Source organism: Serpentinimonas sp. SSL01 (genome assembly GCF_056323735.1).
On sequence record NZ_CM150487.1, the window covers coordinates 328,385 to 346,159 of the forward strand.

The following is a 17,775-nucleotide window of genomic DNA, read 5'->3' on the forward strand; positions in this document are numbered from 1 at the left end:
AGACAGGGAGGCTTGCATAGGCTGCGATTGTAGGCGGCACAATGCGTGCATGACTGAATCACCCCCCACCCTGCTGCTGGTCGATGGCTCGAGCTACCTTTACCGCGCCTTTCACGCCATGCCCGATCTGCGCGCCGTGCCCGGCGACCCCAGCAGCCCGGCCACCGGCGCCTTGCGCGGCCTCATCAACATGGCGCAGGCGCTGTTGCGCGAGCACCCGGCGCAGAGCGCCGCCTTTGTGTTCGACGCGCCCGGCCCCACCTTTCGCGATGCGCTCTACCCGGCCTACAAAGCGCAGCGCAGCCCCATGCCCGACGATTTGCGCGCCCAGATCGAGCCCATCCACACGGTGCTGCGCCTGCTCGGCTGGCCGGTGCTGTGCGTGCCCGGGGTCGAGGCCGACGATGTGCTGGGCACGCTGGCGCAGCGCGCCGCCGCGGCCGGGGTGCAGGTGGTGATTTCGAGCGGCGACAAAGACATGAGCCAGCTCGTGGGGCCGCGGGTGATGGTGATCGACACCATGAGCGGCAAGCGGCGCGACGTGGCCGGGGTGCAGGCCGAGTTTGGCGTGCTGCCGCAGCAAATGGTGGACTACCAGTGCCTGGTGGGCGACACGGTCGATAACGTGCCCGGCGTCGAGAAGGTGGGCCCGAAAACCGCCGTCAAATGGCTGAACGAATACGGCTCGCTCGAGGCCATCGTGGCCCACGCCGAGCAGATGCCCGGCGCCGTGGGCGCCAAGCTGCGCGCGGCGCTGGACTGGTTGCCCACGGCGCGCCAGCTGCTGCGCATCAAAACCGACTGCGACCTGAGCGCGCACCTGAGCGCGCCGGACGTGCAGCAAGCGCTGCGCTTGCAAGCCCCCGATCGGGCGGCGCTGCGCGATTTTTACCAACGCTACGGCTTTAAGACGCTGGTGCGGGCGCTGGAGGAGGGCGGGGCGGCTGATGGGGCGCAGCGGGAGGCAGGGGCCAAGCCGGGGGGCTGGGCTAGGCGTGGAGAAGGCGCCAAACTGGCTGGCGTCGAAGCGGCCAGCGCCGCGCCCGCCGACCAAGCCTCTATGTTTGACATCGCCGGGCCAGATGCCGCATCAGCTTCAGCTCAGGCCGCCGAGGTGGAATCAGCACACGCCCCCACCCCCCCACCGCGCCACTACCAGACCGTGCTCACCTGGGAGGCGCTGCACGCCTGGTTGCCGCGGCTGCAGGCGGCGCCGCTGGTGGCGCTCGACACCGAGACCACGGGCCTCGAGCCCATGCGCGCCGAAATCGTCGGCCTGTCGTGGAGCCTCGAAGCCGGCGCGGCCGCTTATCTGCCGCTGGCGCACGACTACCCCGGCGCGCCCGAGCAGCTGCCGCGCGCGGCGGCGCTGGAATGCCTGCGCCCTTGGCTGGAAAACCCGGCCGCGGCCAAACTCGGCCAGCACCTCAAGTACGAGCGCCACGTGTTCGCCAACCACGGCATCGAGCTGCGCGGCCTCGAGCACGACACGCTGCTGCAAAGCTATGTGCTCGAAGCACACCTGCCGCACAGCCTCGAGAGCTTGGCCGAGCGCCACTTGGGCCAGCGGGGTTTGAGCTACGCCGAGCTGTGCGGCAAGGGCGCGCAGCAGATACCGTTTGCGCAAGTCGATATCGAGCGCGCCAGCATCTACGCCTGCGAAGACAGCGATTTCACGCTTCAGGTGCACCAGCGCCTGTGGCCGCGGCTGCAGGCCGAGGCGCCGCTGCGCGCCGTCTATGGGCTCGAAATCGCGTGCTCCGAGGTGCTCTACCGCATCGAGCGCCACGGCGTGTTGATCGATGCCGCCACCTTGGCGCGTCAGAGCCACGAATTGGGCCTGCGCCTGGTCGAGCTCGAGGCGCGCGCCCACGCCTTGGCCGGCCAGCCGTTCAACTTGGCCAGCCCCAAGCAGCTGGGCGAGATTTTGTACGACCGGCTGGGCCTGCCGGTGCTCAAAAAAACCGCCACCGGCGCGCGCAGCACCGACGAAGAAGTGCTCGAAAAACTGGCCGAAGACTACCCGCTGCCGGCGCAGATTTTGCAGCACCGCTCGCTGGCCAAACTCAAGGGCACCTACACCGACAAGCTGGCGGCGCTGGCGCACCCGCGCACCGGGCGCGTGCACACCCACTACGCGCAGGCCGTGGCCGTGACCGGGCGCTTGTCGAGCAACGAGCCCAATCTGCAAAACATCCCCATCCGCACGCCCGAGGGCCGGCGCGTGCGCGAGGCGTTCGTGGCCGCGCCCGGGCATCTGATCGCCAGCGCCGACTACTCGCAGATCGAGCTGCGCATCATGGCGCACCTGAGCGACGACCCGGCCCTGCTGCGCGCCTTCCACGACGGGCTGGACGTGCACCGCGCCACCGCCGCCGAAGTCTTTGGCCTGGCGCCCGAGCAGGTGAGCGCCGAGCAGCGCCGCTACGCCAAGACGATCAATTTTGGCCTGATCTACGGCATGAGCAGCTTTGGACTGGCCAAGGCGCTGGGCATCGACACCGGGGCGGCGCGCAACTACATCGAGCGCTATTTCGAGCGCTTTGCCGGCGTGCGCCGCTACATGGACGCCACCCGCGCCGAAGCCAAAGCGCGCGGCTGCGTGCACACGGTGCTGGGCCGGCGCCTGCACCTGCCCGAGATCAACTCGCCCAACGCCGCGCGCCGCGCCGCCGCCGAGCGCGCCGCCATCAACGCCCCGATGCAGGGCACGGCCGCCGACCTGATCAAGCTCAGCATGGTGGCGGTGCAGCAGGCGCTCGACGCCCAAGGCCGCGCCAGCCGCATGATCATGCAGGTGCACGACGAGCTGGTGTTCGAGCTGCCCGCAGCCGAGCAAGATTGGCTGCGCACCGAGGTGCCGCGCCTGATGGCCGGCGTGGCCGCGCTCAAGGTGCCGCTGCTGGCCGAAGTGGGTTTTGGCGCCAACTGGGAGCAGGCGCATTGAGAAGCTGGTGGGGCTGGGAGGCTGAGCGGTCCGAAGGCTGGGGCCGGCACGCGCCCTAGCGCCGCGCCGCGGTCGAGGTGGCCAGCCCTAGGGCCAGCGCTTGCTCCGGCCCGAGGCGGGCCGAGCCGTTGCAGTCGGCGGCCAGCACCTGGCGCAGTACGGTGCTGGAGGTGGGTTCGGGCAGCATGGCGTTGAGGTAGCGCGCCAGCGTGAGCTGCTGCGCCGCGTTGGGTTCGCTGCGGCAGCTGCGCTGGCCAAAATCGGCGTCGGGTGGCAACTGGGTGATGGCCAGTTGCGCCGGTTGGGCGCCGTGCGCCAGTGTGCGCTGGATGCCGGCCGCAAACACCAGCAGGCACGGCGTGTCGCAGACCCGGCCAGCCGGCACCAAGGTGTCGAACCGGCGGTTGCGCAGCATCGCCCCCAAGGTGATGGCGCTGCCCACCTGAGCCGCGCCGGTTTCCAGTTGCAGCAAGCGCTGCGCGCAGCGTGCAGCCTCGATCCGCTGCATGGCGCTGTGCATGCGCCGCACAGTGTCTTCGTGGATGGCGCCGCTGAGCGTGATGCGGCAGGCCGTGGTGCGGGTATCGACCAGCAGGCTGCCGCCGTCGAAGCCGATGGTGTGCAAGCTGCCGGGCGCGGGCACGGGGGGCGCCGCCGCTTCGGGTGCCGCGCGCGGGGGCTGGGTGACGGGCGCCGCACAGCCGGCCAGCAGCGCAGTCAGCAACAGGAGCGCAGCCCCGAGCAGGGCGGGCCAGCGAGCCAGAAAACGGGGTCTGATCGACATCGGGGGTGGGATATAAGGGCGCCAGAGGCGTGCAGGCAGCGGGATCGCTGCCCCAATGTGCTGCATTCTCGCCGATCGGGCGCTGCCGTATGATCGCCGGGTTTAAACGGTTTCCGGCTCCCACGCCGGCTCGCGAGCGCGCACATGGCAAAAGCAATGATCCTGGCCGCTGGCCAAGGCACCCGGGTTCGGCCCCTGACCAAAGACCTGCCCAAACCGATGGTGCCAATTTTGGGCAAGCCGGTGATGGAATACCTGATCGAGCATCTGGCGCGCCACGGCGTGACGCAGATCATGGTCAACGTGGCCTACAACCACCGCAAAATCGAGGAGTATTTTCGCGACGGGCACCGCTGGGGCGTCGAGATCGGCTACTCCTACGAGGGCGTCTATGACCACGGCGATATCTTGCCGCGCCCGCTGGGTTCGGCCGGCGGCATGCGCCACATCCAAGACCAGAGCGGTTTTTTTGACGACACCACGCTGGTGCTGTGCGGCGACGCGCTGATCGACCTCGACCTCAGGGCCGCGCTGGCCCAGCACCGCGCCCAAGGCGCGCTGGCCAGCGTGGTCACGCTCGAGGTGCCGCGCGAGCAGGTGAGCAACTACGGCGTGGTGCTCGCCGACGCCAGCGGCCGGGTGCAGTCGTTCCAAGAAAAGCCGCAGCCGCACGAGGCCAAATCGACCTTGGCCAGCACCGGCATTTACATCTTCGAGCCGGCGGCGCTCGAGCTGATTCCGCCCGGGCAGGTGTTCGACATCGGCAGCCAGCTGTTCCCGCTGCTGGTGCAGCGCGGCCTGCCTTTTTACGCCCAAAGCCGCCCGTTCAACTGGATCGACATCGGGCGCGTGAGCGATTATTGGTCGGTGCTGCAGCGCGTGCTGCGCGGCGAAGTGGAGCAGATGCACATGCCCGGCACCGAGGTGCGCCCGGGGGTCTGGGTGGGGCTCAACACCCGCATCGACTGGGCCACGGTGCAGGTGCAAGGGCCGGTGTATTTTGGCTCCAGCGTGCGCCTCGAGCCCGGCTGCAGCGTGGTCGGGCCGTGCTGGATCGGCCACGGCAGCCACTTGCGCGCCAGCTCGCGCGTCGAGCGCAGCATCTTGTTCGAGTACACGCGCATCGGCGCCGGTATGCTGTTCCAAGACATGATCGTCTCGCCCAGCTACTGCGTCGATCGGCTGGGCAACGCCACCTACGTCGGCGACGACCGCTTTCCGCTGCGCTGGGGCGACGCGCGCGCTTAAAACGCCGCTCAGCCCAGCAAGCGCGCCCCCATGCGCGCGCGGTACCACTCGTGGAAGTGCTGCATGCCGTCTTCCATCGGGCTTTGGTAGGGGCCGACTTCGTTCTCGCCGCGCGCCAGCAACGCCTTGCGCCCGGCGTCCATGCGCTCGCCGATCTCGTCGTCTTCGATGCAGGTCTCCATGTAGGCGGCGCGCTGCGCGGCCATGAATTCGGGCTCGAAGGCGGCGATGTCTTCGGGGTAGTAGAACTCGACCCGGTTCAGGGTTTGGTTCACGCCCAGCGGGTGCACGGTCGAGACCGTGAGCACGTGCGGGTACCACTCGATCATCAGGTGCGGGTAGTAGGTGAGCCAGACCGCGCCGCGCTCGGGCAACTGGCCGTTGCGGTAGCGCAGCAGCACCTCGTGCCAATGTTTGTAAACCGGGCTGCCGCCGCCTTGTTGCAGGTTTTGCACGCCCACGGTTTGCACCGAATACTCGGGCTTGAAGGTCCAGCGCAGGTCGTCGCAGGTCACGAAATGACCGAGCCCGGGGTGGAACGGCACCACGTGGTAGTCCTCGAGGTACACCTCGATGAAGGTTTTCCAGTTGTAGTTGCACTGGTGCAGCTCCACATGCCCAAGCACCATGCCCTCGAAGTTGAGCTCGCTGATCTGCTCGAGGCCAGCCAGGTCGGCGCCGATGTCGCGCCCGTTGTCCTCGAACAACAAGCCGTTCCACTCGCGCAGCGGGTAGCGTTGCAGGTTCAGGCAGGGGTCGTGCGCAAAATGCGGTGCGCCCAGCAGTTGGCCAAGGCGCTGCCCCGGCTGGGCCGCGCCGCCGCCGTCGTAGGTCCAGCGGTGCAGCGGGCAGACGATGTGGCCGCTGGCGTGGCCACTGCCACTTTGCTGCAGGTTGCCGCGGCCCTTGAGCATCACGGCTTGCCGGTGGCGGCAGACGTTGCTCACCAGTTCCACGCCCTGCGCGGTGCGCACCAGAGCCCGGCCCTCGCCTTCGTGCGGTAGGGCGTAGTAGTCGCCCACGTTGGGCACCGAGTTCACATGCCCCACGTAGCGGGGCCCGCGCTGAAAGATATGCTCCAGCTCGCGCTGCAACAGCGCCTCGTCAAAGTAGCTGGAAACGGGCAATTGGCTTGTGGCCTGCTGCAATGGAAGACTCAAATCAGACATGATGGTCCTGACCTCAAGAGACTCCCCCTATGAAGGGGCAGGGAAAGCGCGTGTCGGTGCGGGGCAGCGGTTCGGCGCGAACTAAGGGTGTGTACAACTCCCATCGAGTTGAAAACAAGGGAGCGCGATTGTACCCCTGGGGTTCCCGTGGCTGGGTGCTTTTTAGGCAAATCCGCACCCAAGCGGGCGCGAGCGCCTAAAATCCGCAGTTCATTGTCGCCGCCTTGGCGCAACCCCGGTTTACTTGCCATTCCCATGCCCAAACCCAAAGCTGGCCAAGCCGCTGCCGATGTCCCCCCATCGTACGAAGCCGCGGCGCAAGAGCTCGACGCCCTGCTGGCCCGGCTCGATGGCGGCCAGTTGCCGCTCGACGAGTTGCTCACGCAGCACCAGCGCGGCAACGAGCTGCTGGCCTACTGCCGCGCCCGGCTCGAGGCGCTGGAGCAGCAGCTCACGGTGCTCGAAAACGGCGCCGAGCGCCCCTGGACGCCCCAGCCGTGAACGCCGCGTCTATGCAGACCCCCATGCAATCCGCATTGCAAACACCCAACCCAGCACCTACCACGGCCCCAGCCCCCGATTTCAGCGCCTGGAGTGCGGCCCGCTTGGCCGAAGTGGAGCGCGCGCTGGACGCTGCCTTGGCGCCGCAGGCGCCGGCCGCGCTGGGTTTGGCGATGCGCTACGCGGTGCTCGACGGCGGCAAGCGCCTGCGGCCGTTGCTGGTGTGGGCGGCGGCCGAGGCCGCAGCCGGTGCGCCCGCAGCCGCCTTGGCATCAGCCACGCACACTGCCGTGCTGCGCGCGGCGTGCGCCGTCGAGCTGATCCACGCCTACTCGCTGGTGCACGACGACCTGCCCTGCATGGACAACGACGTGCTGCGCCGCGGCAAGCCGACCGTGCACGTGCAATATGGCGAGGCCACGGCGCTGCTGGCTGGCGATGCGTTGCAGGTGCTGGCGTTTGAATTGTTGCTGGAGCAGCCCGATGCCGCCCTGGGGGCCGCGCTGGCGCTGCAGTTGGCCCGGGCTGCCGGGCACCTAGGCATGGCCGGCGGGCAGGCGATCGATCTGGCCAGCGTCGGCCGCCGCCTGAGCCTGGCCGAGCTCGAAGACATGCACCGCCGCAAAACCGGCGCCCTGCTGCTGGCCAGCGTGCAGATGGGGGCGCTGGCCGGTGGGGCCGATGCCGCTGCGCTCGCCGCCCTCACGCGCTATGGCCAGGCGCTCGGGCTGGCGTTTCAAGTCATCGACGACGTGCTCGACGTGGTGGCCGACTCCGGCATCTTGGGCAAAACCGCCGGCAAAGACGCCGCCGCCGACAAACCCACCTTCGTCTCCCTCATGGGGCTGAACGGGGCGCGCCAGTACGCCCACGACCTGCTGGCACAGGCCCACGCCGCCTTGCACGAGCGCCCCGTGGCGGCGGCGCAAACCCTGCACGATCTGGCCGACTGGGTGCTGCACCGCTCTCACTAAAACCCCTCACACCCCATGACTGGCTTGCTCGACACCATCCAATCCCCGGCCGACTTGCGCCGCCTCACGCGCGCCCAGTTGCGCCCGCTGGCCGACGAACTGCGCCAATTTTTGCTGCACAGCGTGGCCCAGACCGGCGGCCACCTGAGCTCCAACCTCGGCACGGTCGAGCTCACGGTGGCCTTGCACTACGTCTTCAACACGCCGCAAGACCGGCTGGTGTGGGACGTCGGGCACCAGACCTACCCGCACAAAATCCTCACCGGCCGGCGCGAGCGCATGCACACGCTGCGTCAATTGGGGGGGGTGAGCGGCTTTCCGGTGCGCACCGAGAGCGAGTACGACACCTTTGGCACCGCGCACTCGTCCACCAGCATCTCGGCCGCGCTGGGCATGGCGGTGGCGGCGCAGCAGCAGGGCGCCGACCGGCACGCCGTGGCCGTGATCGGCGACGGCGCCATGACGGCCGGAATGGCCTTCGAAGCCCTCAACAACGCCGGCGTGCTCGAGCAGACGCGGCTGCTGGTGGTGCTTAACGACAACGACATGTCGATCAGCCCGCCGGTGGGGGCGCTCAACCGCTACCTCGCGCAGCTGATGAGCGGGCGTTTTTATTCGGCCGCCAAGCAGGTGGGCAAACAGGTGCTGGGGGTGGCGCCGCCGCTGCTCGAGCTCGCCCGCCGGCTCGAGGAGGGCGCCAAGGGCATGGTGGTGCCGATCACCCTGTTCGAAAAATTCGGCTTCAACTACATCGGCCCGATCGACGGCCACGACCTCGACGTCCTGATCCCGATGCTGGAGAACCTGCGCCGCCTCAAGGGGCCGCAGTTCCTGCACGTGGTGACGCGCAAAGGCCAAGGCTACAAGCTGGCCGAAGCCGACCCCATCGCCTACCACGGCCCGGGCAAGTTTGACCCGGCGGTTGGCCTGCCCACCCCGCCATCCAGCAGCAAGCTCACGTTTAGCCAAGTATTCGGGCGCTGGCTGTGCGACATGGCGGCGCACGACGAGCGCTTGGTCGGCATCACCCCGGCCATGCGCGAAGGCTCAGGCATGGTCGAGTTTCACCAGCGCTTCCCCGAGCGCTACCACGATGTCGGCATCGCCGAGCAGCACGCCGCCACCTTTGCGGCTGGGCTGGCCTGCGAGGGCCTCAAGCCGGTGCTGGCGATCTACTCCACCTTTTTGCAGCGCGCCTACGACCAGTTGATCCACGACGTGGCCCTGCAAAACCTGCCGGTGGTGTTCGCACTCGACCGCGCCGGCATCGTCGGTGCCGACGGCCCCACCCACGCCGGCGCCTACGACATCGCTTTTCTGCGCTGCATCCCCAACGTGTCGATCGCCTGCCCGGCCGACGAGGCCGAGTGCTACCAACTGCTGTGCACCGCCTATCAGCAAGCGCACCCGGTGGCGGTGCGCTACCCACGCGGCAGCGGCGCCGGCACCGCCTTGCCGAGCGACTTGCAGGGCCTGCCCTTTGGCCGCGGCGAACGGCGCCGCCAAGGCAAGCGCGTGGCGCTGCTGGCGTTTGGCACCTTGCTCTACCCGGCCTTGCAAGCGGCCGAGCGGCTCGACGCCACGGTGGCCAATATGCGCTGGGCCAAGCCGCTGGACCGTGAGCTGCTGCTCGAGCTGGCGCAGCAACACGACTGCCTGGTCACAGTCGAAGACGGAGCGCTCAATGGCGGCGCAGGTTCGGCGGTGCTGGAGGCGCTGCACGAGGCCGGCCTGCTGCGCCCGGTGCTGCGGCTGGGCCTGCCCGACCGCTTCATTGAGCACGGCGATGCGGCCAAACTGATGGCGCTGCTGGGGCTGGATGCGGCGGGCATCGAGGCCAGCGTGCGCGCTTGGCCGGCCTGCTCAGGCTTGTAGGGCACAGCGGATGCTTGAAAGCCGGTTCTGTTGAATTGATATTTTTTCAACCCGCAACGCCTTTCCCTAGGGTTTACACGGCCAAAACCGGCTCTGTGCGGGTCCTACAATGCCCAGCAGCCATCCATCAGCCCAGCACATGGGGTGGTCGGTGGTAGCTAACCCAAAACCAGTCTATCGGAGTCAATTAATGGATCGTCGCTCAATCATCGCCGGCACCGGCGCAGTTGGTGTAGCCGGCTTGTTGGCCGCTTGCGGCCCACGCGAACAAGCCGCTGCTCCGGCGGCCGCCCCCGCAGCCCCCGCGGTCATCACGGGTGAGACCGTGCGCTGGCGCTTGGCTTCGACCTTCCCTCGCGCGCTCAGCACCATCTGGGGTGCGGCCGATGTGTTCGCCAAGGCCGTCTCCGACGCCACCGGCGGCAGGTTTCAGGTCAGCACCCACCCGGCTGGCGAACTGGTGCCCGCCATGGGGGTGTTCGATGCGGCGCAGGCCGGCACCATCGAGTGCGCCCACACTGCCAACTACTTCTTCTTCGGCAAAGAAGACGCGCTGGCACTGGCCAACGGCGGCATCTCCTTTGGCCTCAACGGGCGCCAGATGACCTCTTGGTTCTACGAGGGCAACGGGCTGGCCCTGAGCCGCGAGCTGCTCGACACCTTCAACCTCGTCAACTTTGCTTGCGGCAACACCGGGGTGCAGATGGGCGGCTGGTTCCGGCGTGAAATCCGCTCCCCCGCCGATTTGCAGGGTATGCGTTTCCGTGCCGGTGGTTTCGCTGGCCGGGTGCTGGAGCGCCTGGGCGTGGTGCCGTTGGCCATGCCGGCTGGTGAAATCTATCAGGCGTTGGAGCGCGGCACCGTCGATGGCGCCGAGTTTGTCGGCCCCTACGACGACGAAAAGCTGGGCTTTCACCGCGTGGCCCCGCTCTACTACTACCCCGGCTTCTGGGAAGGCGGCACGCAGCTCGACCTGCTCATCAACAAGACCGCGTTCAACGCCCTGTCGCCCGAGTACAAGGCCATCGTCCACAACGCGGCCGCCTTTGCGCACACCACCATGCTGGCGCGCTACGACGCGCTCAACCCGGCCGCGCTCAAGCGCTTGGTGGCGGGCGGCACGCGCCTGATGCCGTTCCCGCGTTCGGTCATGGACGCCGCGTTCCGTGCCGCCCACGAGCTCTACGCTGAGCTCAACGACACCAACCCGCGCTGGAAGAAAATCTACGACGACCAAATCGCCTTCCGCCGCGACCAGGTCTTGTGGCACGGTCTGGCCGAAGCCAGCTTCGACAGCTACATGCAGTTGCAGGGCCGCAACAACCGGCTCTGATCGGGGTGTTCGGGCCTAGCGCCTAAACAGCCCACGACGCCCCGCTGCTGGGAAGCGGGGCGTTTTTGTATCCTAGGAACGTTGGGTTCAAGAATAAATCACAGTGCCTACCGGCTGTGAAGGTTTGCTCTTATGAAATACTTGATGATGTTTTCGCGCGCCATCGATGCCCTCAATGGGGGCTTGGGCAAGGTGCTGATGTGGCTCATTTTGCTCACCGTGCTCATCAGCGCCGCCAACGCGATCAGCCGCTACGCATTCAGCATCAGCTCCAACGCTTGGCTCGAAATCCAGTGGTACCTGTTTGGGGCCGTGTTTTTGCTCGGTGCCGGTTTTGCTTTTTTGCGCAATGCCCACGTGCGCATCGACGTGGTCTCGAGCCGCCTGTCGGCGCGCGCGCGCAACTGGATCGATATCGTCGGCATCTTGGTCTTCTTGCTGCCGCTGTGCTACCTGATGATCGCGCTGGGCTGGCCGCTGTTCGAGCGCTCTTGGGACACCGGCGAAATGTCGCCCAACGCCGGCGGTTTGATCCGCTGGCCGGCCTACCTGATGATCCCGCTCGGCTTTGCGCTGCTGGCGCTGCAAGCCCTGTCTGAGCTCATCAAGCGCTTCAATTTCCTCTACTTTGGTGGCCCCGATGCGCTGGCCCAAGGGGTGTCGAGCGACGTGCAGCAACTGGCGCGCGAACTGGCCCTGACCGAACACGATCGGATCGAGGGCGAATTGGCTGCGCGTGCGCAGGCCCAGGGCGCGAGCAAGACATGATCGAATTCATTATCAGCATCTTCGTGCCCCTGATGTTTCTGGGGCTGATTTTCTTTTTGCTCACCGGCTTTCCGGTCGGCTTTGCGCTCTCGGCCGTGGGTTTGCTGTTTGGCTTGCTCGGGATGGAGCTCGGGCTGTTTCCGGCCACCCTGTTTCAGGCGCTGCCGCTGCGCGTTTTTGGCATCATGCAGAATGAAATCCTGCTCGCCATCCCCTTCTTTACGCTGATGGGCATCATCCTCGAGCGCAGCGGTATGGCCGAAGACTTGCTCGAAACCGTGGGTCAAGTCTTTGGCCCGCTGCGCGGCGGCCTGGCGGTGGCGGTGGTGCTGGTGGGGGCGCTGATGGCAGCCACCACTGGCGTGGTGGCGGCGGCGGTGATTTCGATGGGCCTGATCTCGCTGCCGATCATGCTGCGCTACGGCTACAACCGCCCCATCGCCGCCGGCACCATCACCGCCTCGGCCACGCTGGCGCAGATTTTGCCCCCGTCGCTGGTGCTGATCGTGCTCGCCGACCAGCTTGGCGTGTCGGTGGGTGACATGTACGCCGGCGCCATGCTGCCGGCGTTGATGCTGATCGGCATCTACCTGTTGTTCGTGATCGGGGTGGCGATCGTCAAGCCGCAGTGGGTGCCGCCGCTGCCGCCCGAGGCGCGCATCTACAACGAGGCCAACGGCGCCAGCGGCCACAAATCGCTGATCGGGGTAATGGTGCTGGCCGTAGCCGCCGGCTACGCCTGGTCGCAGGTGCACAACCAGATGATGCACCGCTGGTTCGATCGCATTGCCGATGCCCCGGGCGACGAAACCTTCATCATGTCGATGCTCGCTGGTGCCCTGTTGGCGCTGGTGCTGGCGCTGGCCAACAAGGGTTTGCGTCTGGGCCTGCTGTCCAAGTTGGCCGAGCGCGTCACCTTTGTGCTGATCCCGCCGCTGGTGCTGATCTTTCTGGTGCTGGGCACGATCTTTCTGGGCATCGCCACGCCCACCGAGGGCGGCGCAATGGGGGCCGTGGGGGCGCTGATCATGACGCTGGCGCGCCGGCGTCTGAGCCTGCCGCTGTTGAAGCAGGCGCTGGAAAACAGCGCCCGGCTGGCGATCTTCGTGATGTTCATCCTGATCGGCTCGACCGTCTTTGGCTTCACCTTCAACGCCGCCGACGGCCACATCTGGGTCAAGGAACTGTTCAGCGGGCTGCCGGGCGGACAGCTGGGCTTTTTGATCTTTGTCAACACGCTGGTCTTCCTGCTGGGCTTTTTCATCGACTTCTTTGAGATCGCCTTCATCGTCGTGCCCTTGCTGGTGCCGGTGGCCCAGATGCTGGACATCAACCTGGTCTGGTTCGGCATCATCCTGGCCATGAACCTGCAGACCTCGTTCCTGACGCCGCCCTTTGGCTTTGCGCTGTTTTACTTGCGCAGCGTGGCGCCGCGCAACGACTACCTCGACTCCATCACCAAAAAACGCATCGCCGGCGTCACCACCGAGCAGATCTACAAGGGCTCGATCGCCTTTGTGTTGATCCAGCTGATGATGGTGGCGGTGCTGATCACTTACCCGAACTTGGTCACGGGGCAGTTGGAGCAGGTGGAGTTGGCCGATGAGGCCGAGGTGCAGCGGCGTTTGCAGCAGATCCCCGGTTTCATGGGGGCCGGCGAAGGGGCCAACCAAGAGCCCGGGCAGGAGCAGGGGCAGTGGGGCGGGCCCGGCATGTGGGATGAGCCCGCTCCGGCCGAAGGTGCAGCGCCGGCCGATGCGCCTGCGGATGCGGCGCCCGCCGATGCAGCGCCCCCCCAAGGCGGCGCGCCGGATGGGCCGGCCGGCGCATTGCCGGCGCGTTGAGGGGGTACCTAGCGCATGCGCATAGATTGCCGCTTGCTCGATGCGCGCTTGCGCCAGTTCCAGCCCGCCTACGCCACCGGGGGCAGTGCGGGGCTGGACTTGCGCGCCTGCATCGAGGCACCACTCACACTGGCCGCCAACGCCTGCAGCCTGCTGCCCACCGGGCTGGCGATCCACCTGGCCGACCCGGGCTACGCGGCGCTGATCTTGCCGCGCTCGGGGCTGGGGCACAAGCACGGCATTGTGCTGGGCAACCTGGTGGGGCTGATCGACAGCGACTACCAGGGCCAGCTCATGGTCAGCGCTTGGAACCGCAGCAGCCAGCCCTACACCATCGAGCCGCTCGAGCGCATCGCGCAGTTGGTGATCGTCCCGGTGCTGCAGGCGCAGCTCAACTGGGTCGATGATTTTGAGCAGCCGAGCGCGCGCGGCGCCGGGGGCTATGGTTCCACCGGCCGGGCTTGAGCCCGCTGCCTAATGCCCAGTTCAGGCTTGCAGCCTGAAAAAACCCGCGCCGAGGCTGCCGCGGCCCACTTCTTCCTCGGTGGCTTCGCGCACGGCGTGGATTTTGAGGTCGAGGCGCAGCGCGATGCCGGCCAGCGGGTGGTTGGCGTCGAGCACCACGTGTTCGGGGTAGATTTCGCTCACAAAATACAGCCGATCGGGGCCGGCACCGGCGCTGCAGCCCGGTGGCAAGCCCTCAAAGGCCATGCCCACTTCGAGTTCGGCCGGAAAAGCGCTGCGCGGCTCGAGCAGCAGCAGCTGGTCGTCAAAATCGCCAAAGGCGCGCTCGGGCTCCAGGTGCAGCTCCATTTCCTCGCCCGCGCCGTGGCCTTGCAGGGCGGCTTCGATAGACTCTAACAGGTCGCGCCCGCCGAGCAAAAACTCGACTGGCTCGTCGAGGGTGTCCAGTTCTTCGCCCAAGGTGTCGGAAAGCGTCCAGGTGAGGGCGGCGACGCATTGCGGGGTGATTTTCATCGCACAATTGTCCCATGAGTTCTCAGCCCAAACCCAGCACCACGCCCTTGGCCGCCGTCCAAGTCCCCAAACGCTCCAGGGCGCGTAGCGGCCAGCCCTTGGCGCCGCCAGCACCCCCCGCGCTCCCTGCGCCTGATGTGTCCACGCCCTTGCTCGGCGGCCTGACGCCGCAGCAGTTCATGCGCCGCCACTGGCAGAAAAAACCGCTTTTGGTGCGCCAGGCCGTGCCCGGCTTTGCACCGCTGCTCAAGCGCCCCGAGCTGTTTGCGCTGGCGCAGCAAGACGGCGTAGAGTCGCGCCTGATTGTGCGCGAGGGTGATGATTGGAGCCTGGCTTCGGGCCCGTTCAAGCCGCGCCAGCTGCCGCCGCTCAAGCAGCCCGGCTGGACGCTGCTGGTGCAGGGGGTTGACTTGCACCACGACGCGGCGCACCAGTTGTTGCAGGGTTTCCGCTTCGTGCCCGACGCGCGCCTCGATGACCTGATGATCTCGTGGGCCACCGAGGGCGGCGGCGTGGGGCCGCATTTCGACAGCTACGACGTGTTCCTGCTGCAAGCCAGCGGCCGACGGCGCTGGCGCATTGGGCGCCAGCGCGACCTGACGCTGCAGCCCGACAAGCCGCTCAAAATCCTGCAACACTTCGAGCCCGAGCAGGAGTGGGTGCTGGAGCCCGGCGACATGCTGTACCTGCCACCCGAGTGGGCGCACGACGGCGTGGCGCTCGACGACGGCTGCATGACCTACTCGGTCGGTTTTCGGGTGCCGCAACGGGCCGCGCTGGCCGCCGAGCTGGTGCAGCGCTTGGCCGAGGATTGGACGGATGAGTCGCTCTACCGCGACCCGCAGCAGCGGGCTTGCGCGCATCCAGCCGCCGTCCCCGACGCGCTGACCGACTTTGCAGCGGCGGCGCTGCAAGCCCTGCTGGCCGACCGCAAGGGGCTGCAGCTGGCGCTGGGCGAGGTGCTCAGCGAGCCCAAGCCGCTGGTGTGCTTTGAGCCGCAGCAGCAGCCGTGGGCGCTGGGCGCGGTGGTGCTGGATCGGCGCACCCGCATGCTCTACGACGAGCGCTGCATCTACATCAACGGCGAGGCGCTGCGCGCCAGTGGCCCAGACGCGCGCCTGATGCGGCGTCTGGCGGATCGGCGCTGGCTCAAGGAGCGTCAGGTGCTGGCGGCGAGCCCGGCTGCGCAGGCTGCGTTGGCCGATTGGTACGCGGCGGGCTGGTTGCGGCGCGGTCTGGCGGGCTGAAACAGGGTACAAGCACAGCCACTAGGGTGCCAGAGAAAAAAGCCGGCACCAGCGCAGTCAATTTGTATCTATTTTGCAACAACCCTTTGGTTCAGTAAAATTTTTCCACCTAGGGTTATCCCGGCGCCTGACTGTCAATTATGATGCCGATGTGTGGCAGACACTTGGGTCTTTACAGGTGTCGTAGCCGCCGTGGATCGAGCGCTGAGTTTGCTTGTAGAACCCTGTGTATCGTCCAAAATCGCCTAATCCCCAACTCTTTCGAATGACATCCCCATGAAAATCACCGCCCTGCTCGCCGCCCTGTTCGCCGCCGTTGCCCTGACCGCTTGCGGCCAGCAAGCTCCTGCACCAGCCCCGGCTCCGGCCCCTGCACCGGCTCCGGCTCCGGCTCCTGAGCCAGCCCCGGCTCCAGCTCCGGCTGCTCCTGCTGACGCTGCTGCCCCAGCCGCTCCTGCTGCCCCGGCTGACGCTGCTGCCCCGGCCGCTCCTGCTGCCCCAACTCGTTATTAATTCTCGAGCCCTCTGGGTGGGCACTTCCTCCGGGAAGTGCTCAAAAAACCGCCTTGCGTACGCTGGGCGGTTTTTTTACGCCTGTACAAGATGGCTGCGGTTCAAAGCCGCTTCACCAGCACCCGGCTGCGCCGGTCCCAGTTGTACTTGCGTTTGCGCGCCTCGGGCAGCCAGTCGGCATCGACCGGCGCAAAGCCGCGCTTGATGAACCAGTGCATGGTGCGCGTGGTGAGCACGAACAGGCTCTCGAGCCCCATCAGGCGCGCGCGCTGCTCGATGCGCTTGAGCAGTTTTTCGCCGTCGCCCTGGCCTTGCGAGTGCGGTGAAACGGTGAGTGCGGCCATTTCGGCGGTCTTGGCCTCGGGGTAGGGGTAGAGCGCGGCGCAGCCAAAAATCACGCCGTCGTGCTCGATCAGGGTATAGTTGGCGATGTCGCGCTCGATTTCGGTGCGGCTGCGCTTGACCAGGGTGCCGTCTTTCTCAAACGGCTCGATCAGTTGCAAAATACCGCCCACGTCGTCGGCGCTGGCTTCGCGCAGGCTTTCGAGTTTTTCGTCCACCACCATGGTGCCGATGCCGTCGTGTACATAGACCTCGAGCAGCAGCGCGCCATCGACGGCAAAGGGGACGATGTGGCTGCGCTCGACGCCGCCCTTGCAGGCCGCGACGCAGTGCTGCAGATAAAAGCCGGGGTCGGTGGGCAGCTGGCTCGGTGGCAGCTCGGCCAGCAGCTGCTCGGCTTGGGCCAGCGGCAGCTCGGTGTCGATCGGGTTGTCGTCGCTGGGCGGCTGGTGCGGCTGCACGCGGATGCCCGGCACCTCGGTGACAAAAATCAGTTTGTCGGCCTGCAAGGCAATGGCCACGCTGGTGGCGACCTCTTCCATGTTCAGGTTGAAGGCTTCGCCCGTGGGCGAAAAGCCAAAGGGCGAGAGCAGCACCATGGCGCCCATGTCGAGCGTGCGCATCAGCCCGGCCACATCGACGCGGCGCACCAGCCCGGAATGCTGGAAATCGATGCCATCGACGATGCCCAGCGGGCGTGCGGTGATGAAGTTGCCCGAGAGCACGCGCACCGTGGCCCCGGCCATGGGCGTGTTGGGCAGGCCCTGGCTGAAGGCGGCCTCGATCTCGTAGCGCAGTTGGCCGGCGGCCTCTTGGGCGCAGTCCAGCGTCACCTCGTCGGTGATGCGCGTGCCCTGGTGGCTGCGCGCCGGGTGCCCCTTGGTGCGCAGTTGCTCGTTGACCTGCGGCCTGAAACCATGCACCAGCACCACGCGCACGCCCATGCTCTGGATCAGCGCCAAGTCTTGGGCCAGATTGGGCAGCTTGCCGGCGGCAATGGCCTCGCCGGCCACACCGACGACGAAGGTCTGGTTGCGAAACTTGTGGATGTAGGGCGCCACCGAGCGAAACCAGGGCACGAAGGTGAAGTTGAAGACCGTGGACATGGGCGGCTGTTTGGCTGGGGCTATGAGGGCTGGGGCTGGAAGGTAGTGGGCTTTGGTGGGCGGCCAAGCAGCAAGCATACGCCAGACTGGGCCGCAGCTTGGGTGCTGGTCTGGCCTTGGGGGGTGCCCGCCTGGCCGCAAGCGCG

15 protein-coding genes are annotated in these 17,775 nt (G+C 67.1%); 11 read left to right on the forward strand and 4 right to left on the reverse strand.

Annotated features, from left to right (window positions below):
- The first annotated feature begins 49 nt into the window (after window positions 1-49).
- Entirely contained in the window at window positions 50-2,947 is a 2,898-nt protein-coding gene (gene polA, locus ACVMK0_RS01560) for a DNA polymerase I (RefSeq protein ID WP_476464071.1), read from the forward strand.
- 55 nt (window positions 2,948-3,002) lie between these two features.
- Here polA and ACVMK0_RS01565 read toward each other — a convergent pair whose 3' ends face one another.
- Entirely contained in the window at window positions 3,003-3,731 is a 729-nt protein-coding gene (locus ACVMK0_RS01565; RefSeq protein WP_476464072.1) for a hypothetical protein, read from the reverse strand.
- A gap of 156 nt (window positions 3,732-3,887) precedes the next feature.
- Between ACVMK0_RS01565 and ACVMK0_RS01570 the strand changes: the two genes are divergently transcribed.
- Window positions 3,888-4,979, forward strand: a complete 1,092-nt coding sequence (locus ACVMK0_RS01570; RefSeq protein ID WP_476464626.1) for a nucleotidyltransferase family protein — start codon at window positions 3,888-3,890, stop codon at window positions 4,977-4,979.
- An 8-nt stretch (window positions 4,980-4,987) separates the two neighbouring features.
- Here ACVMK0_RS01570 and ACVMK0_RS01575 read toward each other — a convergent pair whose 3' ends face one another.
- The gene (locus tag ACVMK0_RS01575; RefSeq protein ID WP_045534527.1) at window positions 4,988-6,148 is read right to left on the reverse strand and encodes an aromatic ring-hydroxylating oxygenase subunit alpha; all 1,161 of its coding nucleotides are present in this window, start codon (window positions 6,146-6,148) and stop codon (window positions 4,988-4,990) included.
- 255 nt (window positions 6,149-6,403) lie between these two features.
- Between ACVMK0_RS01575 and xseB the strand changes: the two genes are divergently transcribed.
- The 7 genes from xseB (at window position 6,404) to dut (ending at window position 13,908) form a co-directional block, all read left to right on the forward strand.
- Window positions 6,404-6,649 carry an exodeoxyribonuclease VII small subunit gene (gene xseB / locus ACVMK0_RS01580; RefSeq protein ID WP_045534529.1) on the forward strand — a complete coding sequence of 82 codons (246 nt, stop codon included), beginning with the start codon at window positions 6,404-6,406 and terminating at the stop codon, window positions 6,647-6,649.
- A gap of 23 nt (window positions 6,650-6,672) precedes the next feature.
- Entirely contained in the window at window positions 6,673-7,623 is a 951-nt protein-coding gene (locus tag ACVMK0_RS01585) for a polyprenyl synthetase family protein (RefSeq protein ID WP_476464073.1), read from the forward strand.
- Between the two features lie 15 nt (window positions 7,624-7,638).
- Window positions 7,639-9,498 (forward strand): 1-deoxy-D-xylulose-5-phosphate synthase, encoded by a 1,860-nt coding sequence (dxs, locus tag ACVMK0_RS01590; protein WP_045534533.1) that lies wholly within the window; start codon window positions 7,639-7,641, stop codon window positions 9,496-9,498.
- 190 nt (window positions 9,499-9,688) lie between these two features.
- Window positions 9,689-10,831 (forward strand): TRAP transporter substrate-binding protein, encoded by a 1,143-nt coding sequence (locus tag ACVMK0_RS01595; RefSeq protein ID WP_476464074.1) that lies wholly within the window; start codon window positions 9,689-9,691, stop codon window positions 10,829-10,831.
- 132 nt (window positions 10,832-10,963) lie between these two features.
- Window positions 10,964-11,599 (forward strand): TRAP transporter small permease subunit, encoded by a 636-nt coding sequence (locus ACVMK0_RS01600; protein ID WP_045534537.1) that lies wholly within the window; start codon window positions 10,964-10,966, stop codon window positions 11,597-11,599.
- Window positions 11,596-13,443 carry a TRAP transporter large permease gene (locus tag ACVMK0_RS01605; protein ID WP_476464075.1) on the forward strand — a complete coding sequence of 616 codons (1,848 nt, stop codon included), beginning with the start codon at window positions 11,596-11,598 and terminating at the stop codon, window positions 13,441-13,443. The genes ACVMK0_RS01600 and ACVMK0_RS01605 overlap by 4 nt, the downstream gene beginning before the upstream one ends.
- 15 nt (window positions 13,444-13,458) lie before the next feature.
- The gene (dut, locus tag ACVMK0_RS01610) at window positions 13,459-13,908 is read left to right on the forward strand and encodes a dUTP diphosphatase (RefSeq protein WP_045534540.1); all 450 of its coding nucleotides are present in this window, start codon (window positions 13,459-13,461) and stop codon (window positions 13,906-13,908) included.
- Between the two features lie 21 nt (window positions 13,909-13,929).
- Here dut and ACVMK0_RS01615 read toward each other — a convergent pair whose 3' ends face one another.
- Entirely contained in the window at window positions 13,930-14,421 is a 492-nt protein-coding gene (locus ACVMK0_RS01615; protein WP_045534542.1) for an FKBP-type peptidyl-prolyl cis-trans isomerase, read from the reverse strand.
- A gap of 179 nt (window positions 14,422-14,600) precedes the next feature.
- On the opposite strand from ACVMK0_RS01615, the gene ACVMK0_RS01620 reads away from it, so the two are divergent.
- Both ACVMK0_RS01620 and ACVMK0_RS01625 read left to right on the forward strand, forming a co-directional pair.
- A complete protein-coding gene (locus ACVMK0_RS01620) occupies window positions 14,601-15,668 on the forward strand; it encodes a cupin domain-containing protein (RefSeq protein ID WP_045537363.1) in 1,068 nt (355 codons plus the stop codon).
- Window positions 15,669-15,944: 276 nt separating this feature from the next.
- On the forward strand, window positions 15,945-16,181 hold the full coding sequence (locus tag ACVMK0_RS01625; RefSeq protein WP_476464076.1) for a hypothetical protein: 237 nt from the start codon (window positions 15,945-15,947) through the stop codon (window positions 16,179-16,181).
- 101 nt (window positions 16,182-16,282) lie between these two features.
- Here ACVMK0_RS01625 and argA read toward each other — a convergent pair whose 3' ends face one another.
- Window positions 16,283-17,629: an amino-acid N-acetyltransferase gene (gene argA / locus ACVMK0_RS01630; RefSeq protein WP_476464077.1), complete on the reverse strand. Its 1,347-nt coding sequence runs from the start codon at window positions 17,627-17,629 to the stop codon at window positions 16,283-16,285.
- Window positions 17,630-17,775 lie beyond the last annotated feature (146 nt).